Below are 15,427 nucleotides of genomic sequence, written 5' to 3' on the forward strand. Positions count from 1 at the left end.
AGCATCGCTCCGACGACTACTTATATTTAAATAAACCTTAAACCTACAAAATGAATCCTGTTAAGATCGGCCTGATCGGTTTCGGAAGAATGGGAGGTTTCTACCTCGACGAAATGCAGAAAAGCGGAAAATGGGATGTCGTATATATCTGCGACCTTTCGCCCGAATCCCGGGAGTTGGCGCATAAACTGGCTCCCGGAGCGAAAATCGTCTCCGATGAACAGGTGATTTTCGACGATCCCGAGGTCGAGGTCGTGGGGCTTTTCGCCCTGGCCGACTCCCGCAAGGAACAGATCGAAAAGGCCGTCGCCGCCGGGAAACACATCATTTCGGAAAAACCGATCGCCGAAAGCCCCGAAAAGGAGTGGCAGGCCGTGGAGCTGGCCGAAAAATCGCCCCTGCTCTCGACGGTGAACCTCTATCTGCGCAATTCCTGGTATCACAAGACCATCCGCAACTTCATCGCGCAGGGCGAGATCGGCGAGCTGGCGATCATCCGCGTCTGCCACATGACCCCGGGACTCGCACCCGGCGAGGGACACGAATACGAAGGTCCGGCCTTCCACGACTGCGGCATGCACTACGTGGACATCGCCCGCTGGTACGCCCGCTCGGAATACAAGACATGGAACGCGCAGGCGGTCCGCATGTGGAACTACAAGGACCCGTGGTGGCTCCAGTGCCACGGCACGTTCGAAAACGGCGTAGTGTTCGACATCACGCAGGGCCACGTCTACGGACAACTGGCCAAGGACCAGACCCACAACTCCTACATCGACATCATCGGCACGAAGGGCATCGCCCGCATGACGCACGACTTCAAGACGGCCGTGGTCGAGCTGCACGGCGTGACGCAGACCCACCGGATCGAACGTCCGTTCGGAGGCAAGAACATCGACGTGCTGTGCGACCTGTTCGCCCAGTCGCTCGAAACGGGCGTGCGCAACGAGTCGCTGCCCTCCTTCCGCGACGCCGCGATCGCCTCGGAATACGCCTGGCGTTTCCTGCAGGACGCACGGACGCACGACATGCCGGCCATCGGCGACCTCGGCGAACTGGAGGAGATCCGCGACCGGCGGAGGACGATGAAAAACGGCTACGGACTGCTCCGCAAACGTGCCTGAAAGGCGAAGGCGGGGAGGCCCCGGGAATCCCGGCACGATTGACACAAAACGAGTATAAACCCCTAAAATTACAATTATGAACAATCTACTGTTTCTCGGCAACCTGGGCGCGGGTGAGATCATCGTCATCGCTCTGATCGTACTGCTGCTCTTCGGCGGCAAGAAGATTCCGGAACTGATGAAGGGCCTGGGCAAGGGCGTCCGCAGCTTCAAGGAAGGAGTGAACAATATCGAGAAGGATATTGAGAACACGACGGCCGACCAGGACAAGAAATAGGAGTCATCCCCAAATAACTAACTTAAACTCAAAAACCATGGCAAAGGAAATCTCAAGACGCAACTTCCTCAAAACGGGAGCTGCCGCCGCTCTCGGGCTGGCCGTCGTGCCCAGCACGGTATTAGGTAAGAAATTCGGCTACACCGCTCCCAGCGACAAGCTCAACATCCTGGGCGTCGGCATCGGCGGCCGCGGCGCGGCCGACCTGCAGGAAATGGAGAGCCAGAACATCATAGGACTCTGCGACGTGGACTGGAAGTACGCCGACCACGTCTTCAAGCGCTATCCCGCAGCCAAGAAATACAACGACTACCGCCGCATGTACGACGAGCTGCTCAAGTCGGCCGATGCGGTGATGGTGGCCACGGCCGACCACACGCACGCGATCATCGCCGCCGAGGCCATGACCGCAGGCAAGCACGTCTATGTCGAGAAGCCGCTGACGCACTCGGTGTACGAGTCGCGCCTGCTGACCAAGCTGGCCGCCAAGCACAAGATCGCCACGCAGATGGGTAACCAGGGTGCGTCGGGCGAGGGCGTCCGCAAGGTCTGCGAGTGGATCTGGAACGGCGAGATCGGCGAGGTGACGCGTGTCGAAACCTTCACCGACCGTCCGATCTGGCCGCAGGGTCTGGCCCGTCCCGAGGGCGACATGCGCGTTCCGAAGACGATGAACTGGGAGGCATTCATCGGTCCGGCCGCCTTCCGCCCCTACAACGCCGCCTACACGCCGTGGAACTTCCGCGGATGGTGGGACTTCGGCACGGGCGCTCTGGGCGACATGGCCTGCCACATCCTGCACCCGGTGTTCAAGGCGCTCAAGCTGGGCTACCCGACGAAGGTCGAGGGCAGCTCGACGCTGCTTCTCTCGGATTCGGCCCCCTCGGCTCAGCGCGTGAAACTCACCTTCCCGGCCCGCGACAACATGCCGAAGGTCGGCATGCCCGAGGTGGAGGTGCACTGGTACGACGGCGGCCTGATGCCGACGCGTCCCGCAGGGCTGCCCGCAGGCAAGAACCTCAACGACGCCGGCGGCGCCGTGATCTTCTACGGTACGAAGGATACGCTCATCTGCGGCTGCTACGGCGTGAACCCCTATCTGGTTTCGGGCCGCGTGCCCAACGCCCCGAAGGTTTGCCGCGAAGTCAAGGAGTCGCACCAGATGGACTGGGTGCGCGCCTGCAAGGAGGATCCCGAGGACCGCATCCCGTGCGCTTCGGACTTCAGCGAGGCCGGACCGTTCAACGAAATGGTCGCCATGGGCGTACTGGCCATCCGTCTGCAAGGCCTCAACCAGGTGCTCGACTGGGACGGCGAGAACATGCGCTTCACGAACATCCCGTCCGACGCCAAGGTGCGGTCGGTCATCAAGGACGGCTTCCACATCAAGGACGGACACCCGACCTTCGACAAGACGTGGACCGATCCGGTGGACGCCAACCAGTTCGCCGAGGAGCTCATCAAGCACACCTACCACAACGGCTACAAACTGCCCGACATGCCCCGCTAACGGCACGAAAACGAACGACAACACTAAAAATCAACCGAATATGAAAAAGATCATCTTATCTTCGACATGCGCAGCGCTCGCCCTGACGCTGGCATCCTGCGGTGGCAACGCCGGCAAGGCGAAGACCGCCGGTAACGACTCGGCCGCCGAGACCAAGGCCGCTCCCGCGGTTCCCGAATACACCGTGCTCAACAACCCGACGGTAGATCTCTCGACCTATCCCAAGGACAAGGACGGCTACTACGTGATCTTCGACGGCAAGACCTTCAACGGCTGGCGCGGCTACGGCAAGGACAAGGTGCCTTCGCGCTGGACGATCGACGACGGAGCCATCAAGTTCAACGGCTCGGGCGGCGGCGAAGCCCAGACGGGCGACGGCGGCGACCTGATCTTCGCGCACAAGTTCAAGAATTTCGAGCTCGAGCTCGAGTGGAAGGTGTCGAAGGGCGGTAACTCGGGCATTCTCTACCTCGCCCAGGAGGTCGCCACGACGAAGGACGGCAAGCAGCAGATCGAGCCGATCTACATCTCCAGCCCCGAGTACCAGGTGCTCGACAACGAGAACCATCCCGACGCCAAGCTGGGCGTGGACGGCAACCGCAAGTCGGCGTCGCTCTACGACATGATCCCGGCCGTTCCGCAGAACGCGAAGCCCTACGGCGAGTGGAACAAGGCCAAGATCATGGTCTATAAAGGCACCGTCGTACACGGACAGAACGACAAGAACGTCGTGGAGTACCACCTCTGGACTCCCCAGTGGACCGAGATGCTCGAGAACAGCAAGTTCAGCCCCGAGAAGTGGCCGCTGGCATTCGAGCTGCTGAACAACTGCGGAGGCGACAACCACGAGGGTTACATCGGATTCCAGGATCACGGCGACGACGTCTGGTTCCGCAACATCCGCGTAAAGATTCTCGACTAAAACCGCGAACGGCAGCCGCCAGCCGTCTCCCGTCCGCGGAACATTCCGGACGGGAGACGGCCCGGCGACCGCTTCCCGAAAACCGACCCGAACGATGAAAACGCAATTCATGGCACTCGGCCTGCTCGCGTGCGTCGCAGCCTTCGCGCCCGACGCCGCATCGGCCAAAAAGGCCCCCAAGAAAGACATAGCCATCCAGCTCTACTCCGTCCGCGACCTGATCGGCAGTTTCGGACAGAACCAGCACGACTACAAGAAGGTGCTGAAAGACCTCGCCGACATGGGCTACTCCTCCGTGGAGGCCGCCAGCTACAACGACGGCAAATTCTACGGACAGACGCCCGAACAGTTCAAGGCCGACGTCGAGGCCGTCGGCATGAAGGTACTCTCGTCGCACTGCACGCGCAACCTCTCGGACGAGGAGCTGGCGAGCGGCGACTTCTCGGAGTCCCTCAAGTGGTGGGACGAGTGCATCGCCGCCCACAAGGCCGCAGGCATGAAGTACCTCGTAACCCCCTCGATGCCCTTCCTCAAATCGCTCAAGGAGCTGCAGGTTTACTGCGACTACTTCAACGAGATCGGCAAGCGCTGCCGCGAGAACGGCATCAAGTACGGCTACCACAACCACGCCTTCGAATTCCAGAAGATCGAGGACCAGGTGATGCTGGAGTACATGATCCGGCACACCGATCCGGAGAACGTCCTCTTCGAGATGGACGTATATTGGGTGGTTATCGGCCAGAACAGCCCGGTGGACCTGTTCCACAAATACCCCGGACGGTTCAAGATGCTCCACATCAAGGACCTCCGTGAGATCGGACAGAGCGGCATGGTCGGTTTCGACGCCATCTTCCGCAATGCCGACGTCGCCGGCGTGGAGCAGATCGTCGTCGAAGTCGAGCAGTACAGCTACGACGTCGAGAAGAGCGTCAGGATGAGTCTGGACTACCTGATGGAGGCACCCTTCGTCAAGGCATCCTACAGCAAGTAAATCCGGTTCCGGCAGAGCATCTCCGGCTATCGGTCGGATAGCCGGAGATGTTGTTTTTCTGCCCGGAGCGTCCGCAGCGGCCCGCAAACGGGCGTGCCGACACCGCAAAAAACGCAATTTCCGCCGCCCGGAACCGGCCGGCGGAGCCAACCGAAACCCGCAAGAAAAGAATGGAAGACAAGGATATGACGTTCTGGGGACACCTCGAAGCGCTGCGCTGGGTGCTGATCCGCGTGGTGGCCGTCCTGTTCCTGTTCATGGTCGTCTGCTTCTGCGCCATGCCCTACCTGTTCGATCACATCGTGCTGGCACCGACGACCGCCGATTTCCCGTTGTACCGCTGGCTCTCGAAACTGGGCAGTCTGGGCCCCTTCTTCCCCGACTTCAGCGACGACAACTACCATGTGGAGATCATCAACATCAACGTCGCCTCGCAATTCCTGACCCATATCAGCACGTCGTTCTGGTTCGCGCTGGTGCTCATGTTCCCCTACCTGGTTTTCGAAATCTGGCGGTTCGTGCAGCCCGCGCTGTTCGACGACGAGAAAAAGAACGTCGGCTGGGCCTTCGTCTTCGGCACGGGCATGTTCTTCCTGGGATGCGCCGTGGGCTACTGTCTGGTTTTCCCCTTCACGTTCCGCTTCCTCACGGAATACCAGCTCAGCACGACGATCGTCAATCAGATTTCGCTGACTTCCTATATGGGCAACTTCCTGATGCTCATATTCATCATGGGAATCGTCTTCGAACTGCCGCTGCTGGCGTGGCTTCTCTCCAAGATGGGACTCGTCACCAAGTCGTTCTTCAAGAAATACCGGCGGCACGCCGTCGTCGTCCTGCTGGTGCTCTCGGCCATCATCACCCCTTCGGGCGATCCGTTCACGCTGATGATCGTCTTCCTGCCGCTGTACCTGCTCTACGAGCTGGGCATCAAGTTCTCGCGGGACAAGACGCCCGACGAGGCCTGACGCGGAATCCGTACATCGCGCCAAACGGCATGCCGCCGTGCACACGCACGGACGGCAGATCCCGGCCCGGACAACTATCCCGCCCGACATGAAACACCCCCGCAGCCGTCATGGCTGCGGGGGTGTTCCGTCATCATATCATCGTCTTGTACTGCGAAGGCGACATGCCGGTATTGCGTTTGAAATAGCTGCCGAAGAAGGACTGGTTCGGAAAATTCAGGTAGTAGGAGATCTCCTGTACGCTCATGTTCGAGTATTTGAGCAGCGTCTTGGCCTCGAGGATCACGTAGCTGTCGATCCATTCCGAGACGGATTTGCCGCTGATCTGCTTGATGAGCGTCGTGAGGTACTTGGGCGTGATGCAGAGCTTCCGGGCATAGAATCCGACGCTGCGCTCCTCCTTGTAGTGTTCGCCGAGCAACTGCATGAACTGCCGGAAATACTCCTCGGCCCGGCTGTGCACGGGGTTCTCGACCTCGGGATGCTCGGCCAGATAATGCGCCAGAATATCCCCGACCTTGTAGATCGTGGCGCCGATCAGCCCGCCGACGACCTCCATTCCGAACGGAGTCTCCGGCCCGTCGGTCACCCGTTCGATCAACGAAATGAACTCCCGCACGGTCCGGGCCTCTTCAGGCGTCAGCCCCAGGCAGGGATGCATCGCGATCTTCAGGAAAAGCGGCATCATACGCTTGGTATCGACGCTGATCTGTTCCAGCAGACCGGGAGAGACATGGACGATATGACACCGGAAATGCCCCGAAGAATGGACCTGGACTATGTTTTTCGGAGTCGATACGAACAGGGTGTCTTTCTGGAGCTTGTATTCGCGCAGGTTGAACGACACGGTCGCCTCGCCTTCGGTTCCCACGCCGATAATGAAGGCATCGATCCGGCACGGATAGCGGAAAGTCTGCATCACCGAAGCGCTGTTCGCCGCGAGGCAGGAGCTCATCAGCCCGAGCCGGCTCCGGCTGCCGGACATCGAAAGCAAATCGTTCAGGGTGAAACTCGTGATCGGAGTCTCTTCGTTTATCTTGTTCATCTCACTGTTCGCTGACATTTCGACAAATATAGCAATAATCCGCATAAATAGGGCCGAAAAGAACTGTTTTAGGACAATTCGAAGAATTACGGACCACTTTCGAACCAATGAAAAACCGGACCCCCGAAAGGGTCCGGCCATGCGGTCCGCCGCCGGGCGGAAAAATCCTCCGCCCTGCGTGCGGAATTATTTCGAAGCGTCGGCCGGGGCTGCCGGAGCGGCTGCCGGGGCGTCGGTAATGCCCAGCTCCTTGCGCACCTCGGGAGCGAGGTCCGTCAGCGCGGCCTCGTCGAAATAGGCCAGCGAACCGGCCGAGGTGTCGAACACGAAGAGATAGCCGCCCGCAGCGGCGATCTTGTCGATGGCAGCCTTGGCTTTCTCGATAATCGGCTGGAGCAGTTCCTCCTGCTTCTTCGCATAGTCGCGCTGGGCCATCTGCTGGAACTCCTGGCTGCGGCGCTGCAAATCCTCCAGCTCCTTGGCCTTCATCTCGCGGACGGCATCGGTCAGCGTATTGGCTGTCTTCTGGTACTCCTGCAACTTGTTGTTGAACTCGACGTTGATCGTCTCGATATTCTCATTCAACTCCTTCCCGAAGGTCTCCAGATTGGTCTGCATCTCCTTGGTCTCAGGCATCGCCATGACGATTTCCTGGGAATTGATCCGTCCGAATTTCTGTGCGTAAAGCGATGTCGCGCCCATCATCAGCGCAACGGCAAGGGTCAGTTTAAGTGCCTTTTTCATAAAATTTTATCGGTTAATTGTTTTGATGTCGGATTTTCATTTCAGTGCCTCGATCACCTGCTGCGTACGCTCCACCGAAGGGTTGTTGTAGAGCAGCGTGGGGTTGTTCGACGAATCGAGCACCAGATCGGCGCCCGCCTGCCCGGCATACGCCTCGATGGCCGCGAACACCCGTTTCTGAATCGGCTGGATCAGCTCGAGCCGTTTCTGCATCAGGACGCCCTCCTGCCCGAAAAGGCTCTCCTGGAACTGCTGCGCCTCCTTCTCGCGGGCCAGGATCAGCGCCTCGCGGGCCTGACGGGCCGAAGCCGAAAGCGAAGCTTTCTGCGCCATGTAGTTGTTGTAGAGCGTCTCCACCTCGTCGAACTTGGCATCGACCTGCTCCTGGTACTGCTTGGCGAGCGAATCCAGATCGGAAATCGCCGTATTGTAGGCCTCGACGGATTTGAAGACCTTCTCGCTGTTCACGATTATGTAGTTCTGCGCCGAAAGCGCGCCGGCGGTCAGCAGGAACGCCGCAATCAAAATCAGCCGTTTCATAGTCTTTGGTCTTTTTAGTCGTTTCCCGGGACCGGATTCTCCGGAACCGTACCATAAATATAACTCTTTTCTTCCAAATTTATTGCCACGCCGCAGATTTTAGAACTGCTGGCCCATGACAAAGTGGAACTGACTGCCGCTCTTCTTGGTCGAATTGGCGGGGGGATCGAATCCGTAACCCCAGTCGATGCCGAGCATACCCACCACCGGCAGGTAGAGCCGCACGCCGAAACCGGCCGCACGCTTGATCTTGAACGGCGAGAAACTCTTCCACGAGTCGAACGCGTTACCGCCCTCGAGGAAGCCCAGCACGTAGATCTGCGACGAAGGCTTCAGGATGACCGGGTAGCGCAGTTCGGCCGTATATTTGTTGTATCCGCGCGAGTAGTAGCTCGACGGATCGAGCGCGCCGTCCTCGTAACCGCGCATCGAGATGATGTCGATACCGTAGATATTGTAGCCCGACATGCCGTCGCCGCCGACCTCGTAACGGTTGAACGGCGACACCTTGTGTTTGTTGTAGCTGCCGAGGTAACCCATTTCGGCCTTGAGCATCAGCACGAGATTCGAGTTGCCCGAGAGCGCCTGGAACCACTGCGCCTTGAACTGCCACTTGTGGAACTCGATCCAGCGGTAACGCTCCTGATCGCTCATCGAGTCGTCGCTGTAATCCTTGCCGTCCCAGAGCGAATAGGGCAGCGTGGCCTGCACCGAGGCGGTGAATTCCGAACCGCGGCGCGGGTAGATCGGCTGATCGACCGAGTTGCGCGAGAGGACCAGCTTGAGCGACAGCAGGTTCGAATTGCCGTTCTCGACGACGAACCCGGTCCAGTTCTTCAGCGAATAGCGCTCGTAGCTCGCTTCGGCATAGAAGGTGAAGTAGGGGTCGGGCCACGTCAGACGCTTGCCCAGACCGGCGGCGACGCCGTACGTCCGGAAATAGCGCGTGGCGCTCTGCCAGATATAGTAGGCGTCATTCTGTTCGGAGATGTGCCCCGAGATGGTGAACGAGTTGGGTTTCCGGCCGCCCATCCAGGGGTCGGTGAAACTCAGCGCGAGCGCCTTGTAATAGGTTCCGTTGGTCTGGGCCGAGATCGAAAGCCGCTGGTTCTGTCCCATCGGGTAGGGCCTCCAGGCCCCCTTCTTGAAGAAGTTGCGCACCGAGAGGTTGTTCAGCGTGATGCCCACCGAGCCCACGAACGTTCCGGAGCCCCAGCCGCCGGCGATGTTGAACTGGTCGGAAGCCTGCTCCTCGAGGGGCCAGTTCACGTTCACCAGCTCGTTCGACACGGGCTTGATGTCGGGCATGATGGCCTCGGGGTTGAAGTGTCCCATCGAACCGAGCGTGCGGATGGTCTGCATCAGCAGCGAACGGTCGTACAGCTCGCCCGGGCGGACGTACAGCTCGCGGCGGATCACCTCGTCATCGACCCGCTGGTTGCCCGTGATCCCCACCTCGTTGATGGTGAACTGCTTGCCCTCGAACACCTTGACCTCGACGTCGATCGAGTCCGCGCCGATGATCGTCTCGGCGGGTTCGATCTGCGACATGAGGTATCCGTTGTTCTGGTAGAGCGACTTGATCTGGTTCATGTCCTCGGGGTTCTCCTCCTTGCCGATGCCCAGCCGCTTGTGCATCGTCTTCTTGTCGTAGATGTCACCCTTCCGGACGCCGAACAGTTCCTGTAACTGCTCGGTCGGATAGACCGAGTTGCCGACCCACGAGACGTTGCGGATGTAGTATTTGTTGCCCTCCGACACCTCGACGTCGATGCCCATGCGCTTCTCGTTGATCGGATAGATCGAGTCGCGCACGATGGTCGCGTTGCGGTATCCCTTCGAGTTGTAGAAGTCGATCAGCAGCCCCTTGTCCTCGCCGTAGTCCTCCTCCTTGAACTTGGCGCTCTTGAAGAAGTTGATCGACTTCTGGTGCGTCTTCTTGAAGGTGCGGCGCAGGCGCTTGTCCTTGAACTGCTCGTTGCCGAGGAAGTTGATCCGGCCGATCTTCACCCGCTCCTTGCGGTCGATCAGGAAGGTCACCGACACGGCCTGTCCCGCCGGACGGAGCGTGTCGTTGTCGATGCGCACGTCCACCGTGGCGTTGCGGAAACCCTTCTCGGCCCAGTATTTCTTGATGAGTTTCTGGTTCTTGTCGATGACGTAGTCCGAAAGCTCGCTGTTGGGCTTGAGTTTGAGCTTCTCGGTCAGGTCCTTCTTCTTGCCCTTCGAAATACCCTCGAAATTCCAGTGATAGACGCGCGGCCGCTCCTTGAGGAACACCTCCAGGTCGATGCTGTCCCCGTCGATCTCGGCCCCGATCTTCACGTCCGAGAAGAAGCGCTGGCTCCACAGGCGGGAAATGGCGTTTCCGATGAAGTTGCTCGGCAGGTAGATCGAATCGCCCGCGACCAGACCCGCCGACGACTTGAGAATCTCCTCGTTCAGATATTTCACGCCGCGGATGTTGATGTCGCGGATATAATAGCGGCGGGGCGCGCCGTCGTTGCGCAGCATGGGAGCGTCTTCGGGAAATGCGGTCGTCGCGGCCGCCGTCGTATCCTGCGGATTCGGCTCCTGAGCCGATAGATTCGGGCAGCCCAGCACGAGGGCCGCGACTGCGGCGAATATCTTACCGGAATAGTTCATTCTCTGTGTATGTCTCTAAACTTACTTCATTTATTTAACCAGCCCGAAACGCCTGTCGCGCCGCGCATACTCCTCCATCGCCCGGTCGAAATCCGCCTCCGTGAAATCGGGCCACAGCACCTCGGGGAACCACAGTTCGGCGTAGGAGGACTGCCACAGGAGGAAATTGCTCAGCCGCTGCTCGCCGCTGGTGCGGACCACCAGATCGGGATCGGGCCACGGGGCCGTGTCGAGCGCCGCGGAGAGGGTCTCCTCCCCGATCTCCCCGGGTGCGATCTCCCCCGCCGCCGCACGGGCGGCGATCCGACGCACGGCCCGCACGATCTCGCTGCGCGAGGAGTAGTTGAGCGCCAGAATCAGCGTCAGCCTTTCCCCTCCGGCCGTTTCCCGCTCGGCCCGGGCCAGGTAGCTCTGCACCTTCTCCGGGAAGCGGCTGCGGTCGCCGATCATCGCGATCCGCACCCCCTGCCGTTTCAGCTCGGGAGTCTCGTTCACGACGCTGCGGCAGAAAAGCTCCATGAGCGCGGAGACCTCCCCGGCGGGACGCCCCCAGTTTTCGGTCGAAAAGGCATACAGCGTGAGGTACTTCACCCCCCAGCGTACGGCAGCGCGCAACGAAGCCCGCACGGGTTCCACACCCGCGGCATGGCCTTCGTAACGCTCCTTGCCGTGCAACCCGGCCCACCGGCCGTTCCCGTCCATGATGATGGCGACGTGCTGCGGTATGCGTTTCGGCTCGCTCATATTAGGGCACAAATATAAAAATATAAATTGAAAAATCCGTAAATTCCCGCCAATTTCCCTCGCGCTCCGCCTCCGCGGCGCTGCGGAGGACCCGGCGGAACGCAGGGGCGGGGAGAGGCTCTCCGGAACGAATCAACTGCGGATATCCACTCCCCACATCATCTTATTGCGTAACGTGTCGTAAAATGAGATATTGTGCGGAACGGCCAAAAAAATCCGCTCTTCGGCCCGCCGGACCGTAAAGGAGGCCTCCGGAGGAATCGGGTAGGTGCGGTTGTCGAGCGTGACGAACGCCTCCGAATGGCGGACGCGGACGCGCAGCGAGATCACGCTCCCGTCGGGAATCACCACGGGGCGCATCGTGAGGTTGTGCGGCGCGAGCGGCGACAGCACCAGACAGCGGCACGCCGGGGCGATCACCGGTCCTCCGGCGCTGAGCGAATAGGCCGTCGAACCCGTAGGGGTCGAGACGATCAGCCCGTCGCCGTGGTACGTGGCCACCATCTGCCCGTCCACATACGTCTCGACGGCGATCATCCCCGCGCCGTGGCGCTGCACGGTGAACTCGTTGAGAGCCAGCAGCGAGTCGGGCTGCCGGGCGAAGTCGCCCCCGACCGAGAGCATCGCCCGCGGCTCGACGGAGAGCCGCCCTCCGGCGATCTGCCCGAAGAGCCGGTCCAGCCCGTCGCTCGGCGCGCCCGTGAGAAATCCCAGATGCCCGGCGTTGATGCCCAGCACCGGCATCGGCGCGCCGCACAGCCGGTGCACGCCTTCGAGCAGCGTGCCGTCGCCTCCGTAGCAGACCATGACGGTCCCCTCGGGCTGCTCCCCGACGCAGCCGCCGTAGATCCGCTCCGGCCCGGGGTCGATGCCCGCCAGCTCCCGCATCGTCGGGACGAACTCCTCATTGACCGCATAGTCGAAGCCGAAGGCGCCGAGCGCGTCGAACAGCCGGCGCAGCTCCCCGGCGGTGCGGGGAACCTGCGGGCGGGAAAAAAGTATGATTTTCATCGGCGGAAATTTCGAAAAAATAAGTAACTTTACCACGCCGAAACGCCTGCGGAACGGGATTCCGGGCCCGGACGGCGGACGGCTGCGCGGATTTCCCCGCAAATATAGCGTTTTTTATGACAAAGTTGAGCGTAAACATCAATAAGATCGCCGTGGTGCGCAACTCGCGCGGCGGCGATCTCCCCGACGTGGTCCGCGCGGCCACGGACATCGAACGCTTCGGCGCGGACGGCATCACGGTCCACCCGCGGCCCGACGCGCGCCATATCCGCTACGACGACGTGCGGAACCTCGCACGGGTGCTGACCACCGAATTCAACATCGAGGGCAACCCGATTCCGGACTTCGTCGCGCTGGTGCTGGAGGTGCGGCCCGCGCAGGTCACGCTCGTGCCCGACGCACCCGACGCCATCACCTCCAACGCCGGGTGGAACACCGTGGCGCACCGCGAATTTCTCACCGGCATCGCCGCCCGCTTCCGCGAACGGGGCATCCGCGTCTCGATCTTCGTCGATCCCGTGCCCGAAATGGTCGCCGGAGCGAAGGCCTGCGGCGCCGACCGCGTGGAGCTCTACACCGAGGCCTACGCCCGGGAGTACGCCGCGGATCCCGCGGCGGCGATCGCCCCCTACCTGGCCGCCGCCGAGGAGGCCCGCCGGCAGGGACTCGGGCTCAACGCCGGGCACGACCTCTCGCTGGAGAACCTGCGCTACTTCGTCGGCCGGATTCCCGGCACCGACGAGGTGTCGATCGGCCACGCGCTGATCTGCGACGCGCTCTATTACGGACTGGAGAACACCGTGCAGCTCTACAAACGGGAACTCAAATAACGCGAAGACCATGAAACGGATTCTGATTCTCGCCGCCGCGCTTCTCGCCGCCGGCACGGCCTGCGCCCAAGAGGCGTACAGGGAGCAGCGGCGCAGCCTGTTCGAGCTGCTGCCGATCCGCTCGAGCGACATCGTCTTTCTGGGCAACAGCCTCACCGACGGCTGCGAGTGGAGCGAACTCTTCGACAACCGCCACATCCGCAACCGCGGCATCAGCTCCGACCGGGCGTGCGAACTGGCCGAACGGCTCGATCCGATCGTCGAAGGGCATCCCAAGCGGCTGTTCCTGATGATCGGCATCAACGACCTGGCGGGCGGAGCCGCCCCCGGGGAGGTCGTCGCCGACATCGCCCGGGTCATCGACCGGTTCCAGACCGATTCGCGCTGGACGCGGATCTTCGTGCAGAGCATCCTCCCGGTGAACGGGCGGGATTTCGACGCCTACAGGAACCATTACGCGCACGCCGACCGCATCGTGCCGACGAACGAACTCCTGAAGGCCCTGTGCGAAGAGAAGGGCGTGACGTACATCGACGTCTGGAGCGCCCTAGCCGACGGCGAAGGGTTGCTCGACAAACGCTATACGAACGACGGCGTGCACCTCGTGGGCGAGGGCTACCTGGTGTGGCGCGACGTGCTGAAACCCTACGTCAAGTAACCCGTGCCGCTCTCGAATCCGATATTCCGCCGCATTTCGCGCCTGGCCGACGCCCAGGGCGTCCGCGCCTTCGTCGTCGGCGGCTACGTCCGCGACCACTACCTGCGGCGCCCCTCGACCGACATCGACGTCGTGGTCGTGGGCAGCGGCATCGCGCTGGCCGAGGCGCTGGGGCGCGAGCTCGGCGCGAAGGTCTCGGTCTTCAGGACCTTCGGGACGGCGATGGTGCGCGCCGGAGGCATCGAGGTGGAGTTCGTCGGCGCCCGCAAGGAGTCCTACACGCACGATTCGCGCAAACCGCAGGTCGAAGCCGGCACGCTCGAGGACGACCAGCGGCGGCGCGACTTCACGATCAACGCCATGGCGTGGTCGCTCAACGGCGACACGTTCGGCGAGCTGGTCGATCCGTTCGACGGCATGTCCGACCTGGAGGAGTGCACGATCCGCACGCCGTGCGATCCCGACGTCACCTTCTCGGACGATCCGCTGCGCATGATGCGCGCCGTGCGGTTCGCCGCGCAGTTGGGCTTCACGATCGAGGGGGAGACCTTCGAGGCGATCCGCCGCAACGCCGCCCGCATCCGCATCGTCTCGCGCGAACGCATCGCTACGGAACTCAACAAGATCGTCCTCTCGCCCGTGCCGTCGATCGGCTTCGAACTGCTGGAGCTCACCGGACTGCTGGAGCTGATCTTCCCCGAGATGCACCGCCTCAAAGGGATCGAGCGGCGCGGCAAACACGCCCACAAGGACAACTTCATCCATACGCTCAAGGTGCTCGACAACGTGGCGCGCCGCTCCGGCGACCTCTGGCTCCGCTGGGCCGCCGTGCTGCACGACATCGCCAAACCGCTCACGAAGGCCTACGACCCGCGCACGGGCTGGACCTTCCACGGCCACGAGGTCCTGGGATCGAAAATGGTTCCGGCGATCTTCCGCCAGCTGAAGCTGCCGCTCAACGAGCACATGAAGTTCGTGCAGAAGCTGGTCTTCCTCCACCTGCGGCCGATCATCCTCTCGGAGGAGATGGTGACCGACTCGGCCGTCCGGCGGCTGCTGTTCGAGGCGGGCGACGACATCGAGGCGCTGATGACCCTCTGCGAGGCGGACATCACCTCGGGCATCGACGCCAAGGTGAAGCGCTACATGGCCAACTTCGAACTGGTGCGCCGCAAAATGAAGGACCTCGAGGAGCGCGACCGCATCCGCAACTTCCAGCCCCCGGTGACGGGCGAGCTCATCATGCAGACCTACGGCATCCGCCCCTGCCGCCTGATCGGCGAGATCAAGGAGGTCATCAAGAACGCCATCCTCGACGGCGAGATTCCCAACGACTACGAGGCGGCCCGCGCCCTGATGGAGCGGCTGGCCGCGGAAAAAGGGCTGAAGGCCCGTTAGCCTCCGGCCCGCGGCCCCC

The 15,427-nt window shown here is 61.5% G+C and carries 15 protein-coding genes; 9 read left to right on the top strand and 6 right to left on the bottom strand.

Going from position 1 to position 15,427, the window contains the following annotated elements; all coding sequences use genetic code 11:
* The first annotated feature begins 50 nt into the window (after window positions 1-50).
* The 6 genes from KB554_RS03775 (at window position 51) to tatC (ending at window position 5,792) form a co-directional block, all read left to right on the top strand.
* A complete protein-coding gene (locus KB554_RS03775; protein ID WP_141428051.1) occupies window positions 51-1,124 on the top strand; it encodes a Gfo/Idh/MocA family oxidoreductase in 1,074 nt (357 codons plus the stop codon).
* A 76-nt stretch (window positions 1,125-1,200) separates the two neighbouring features.
* On the top strand, window positions 1,201-1,401 hold the full coding sequence (locus tag KB554_RS03780) for a twin-arginine translocase TatA/TatE family subunit (RefSeq protein ID WP_141428052.1): 201 nt from the start codon (window positions 1,201-1,203) through the stop codon (window positions 1,399-1,401).
* Window positions 1,402-1,438: 37 nt separating this feature from the next.
* On the top strand, window positions 1,439-2,911 hold the full coding sequence (locus KB554_RS03785) for a Gfo/Idh/MocA family oxidoreductase (protein ID WP_211035034.1): 1,473 nt from the start codon (window positions 1,439-1,441) through the stop codon (window positions 2,909-2,911).
* Between the two features lie 40 nt (window positions 2,912-2,951).
* Window positions 2,952-3,833 (top strand): DUF1080 domain-containing protein, encoded by an 882-nt coding sequence (locus KB554_RS03790; RefSeq protein ID WP_162502049.1) that lies wholly within the window; start codon window positions 2,952-2,954, stop codon window positions 3,831-3,833.
* A gap of 94 nt (window positions 3,834-3,927) precedes the next feature.
* Complete coding sequence (locus KB554_RS03795; RefSeq protein ID WP_141428053.1) at window positions 3,928-4,824, top strand: sugar phosphate isomerase/epimerase; 897 nt, start codon at window positions 3,928-3,930, stop codon at window positions 4,822-4,824.
* A 170-nt stretch (window positions 4,825-4,994) separates the two neighbouring features.
* Window positions 4,995-5,792, top strand: coding sequence for a twin-arginine translocase subunit TatC (gene tatC / locus KB554_RS03800; RefSeq protein WP_211035035.1), 798 nt, complete (start codon window positions 4,995-4,997; stop codon window positions 5,790-5,792).
* Window positions 5,793-5,925: 133 nt separating this feature from the next.
* Here the strand turns inward: tatC and KB554_RS03805 are convergent, their stop codons facing one another.
* The 6 genes from KB554_RS03805 to KB554_RS03830 all read right to left on the bottom strand — a co-directional run bounded on the left by KB554_RS03805 (window position 5,926) and on the right by KB554_RS03830 (window position 12,522).
* Window positions 5,926-6,837, bottom strand: coding sequence for an AraC family transcriptional regulator (locus KB554_RS03805; RefSeq protein WP_141428055.1), 912 nt, complete (start codon window positions 6,835-6,837; stop codon window positions 5,926-5,928).
* Window positions 6,838-7,023: 186 nt separating this feature from the next.
* The gene (locus KB554_RS03810; RefSeq protein WP_211035036.1) at window positions 7,024-7,581 is read right to left on the bottom strand and encodes an OmpH family outer membrane protein; all 558 of its coding nucleotides are present in this window, start codon (window positions 7,579-7,581) and stop codon (window positions 7,024-7,026) included.
* A 36-nt stretch (window positions 7,582-7,617) separates the two neighbouring features.
* The gene (locus KB554_RS03815) at window positions 7,618-8,121 is read right to left on the bottom strand and encodes an OmpH family outer membrane protein (RefSeq protein ID WP_141428057.1); all 504 of its coding nucleotides are present in this window, start codon (window positions 8,119-8,121) and stop codon (window positions 7,618-7,620) included.
* 99 nt (window positions 8,122-8,220) lie between these two features.
* Complete coding sequence (gene bamA, locus KB554_RS03820) at window positions 8,221-10,767, bottom strand: outer membrane protein assembly factor BamA (protein WP_211035037.1); 2,547 nt, start codon at window positions 10,765-10,767, stop codon at window positions 8,221-8,223.
* 30 nt (window positions 10,768-10,797) lie between these two features.
* Window positions 10,798-11,511 (bottom strand): polyprenyl diphosphate synthase, encoded by a 714-nt coding sequence (gene uppS, locus KB554_RS03825; RefSeq protein WP_211035038.1) that lies wholly within the window; start codon window positions 11,509-11,511, stop codon window positions 10,798-10,800.
* A 132-nt stretch (window positions 11,512-11,643) separates the two neighbouring features.
* Window positions 11,644-12,522 (bottom strand): NAD(+)/NADH kinase, encoded by an 879-nt coding sequence (locus KB554_RS03830; RefSeq protein WP_141428060.1) that lies wholly within the window; start codon window positions 12,520-12,522, stop codon window positions 11,644-11,646.
* Window positions 12,523-12,638: 116 nt separating this feature from the next.
* On the opposite strand from KB554_RS03830, the gene KB554_RS03835 reads away from it, so the two are divergent.
* From KB554_RS03835 to KB554_RS03845, 3 genes are read left to right on the top strand one after another with little or no spacing between them, the layout of a single operon-like run.
* On the top strand, window positions 12,639-13,352 hold the full coding sequence (locus tag KB554_RS03835; RefSeq protein WP_211035039.1) for a pyridoxine 5'-phosphate synthase: 714 nt from the start codon (window positions 12,639-12,641) through the stop codon (window positions 13,350-13,352).
* Between the two features lie 10 nt (window positions 13,353-13,362).
* Window positions 13,363-14,010, top strand: a complete 648-nt coding sequence (locus KB554_RS03840; protein WP_141428062.1) for a GDSL-type esterase/lipase family protein — start codon at window positions 13,363-13,365, stop codon at window positions 14,008-14,010.
* Between the two features lie 3 nt (window positions 14,011-14,013).
* On the top strand, window positions 14,014-15,408 hold the full coding sequence (locus KB554_RS03845) for an HD domain-containing protein (protein ID WP_211035040.1): 1,395 nt from the start codon (window positions 14,014-14,016) through the stop codon (window positions 15,406-15,408).
* Window positions 15,409-15,427: the final 19 nt, after the last annotated feature.

Source organism: Alistipes sp. Marseille-P2263, from assembly GCF_018101075.1.
Classification (GTDB): Bacteria; Bacteroidota; Bacteroidia; order Bacteroidales; family Rikenellaceae; genus Alistipes; species Alistipes dispar.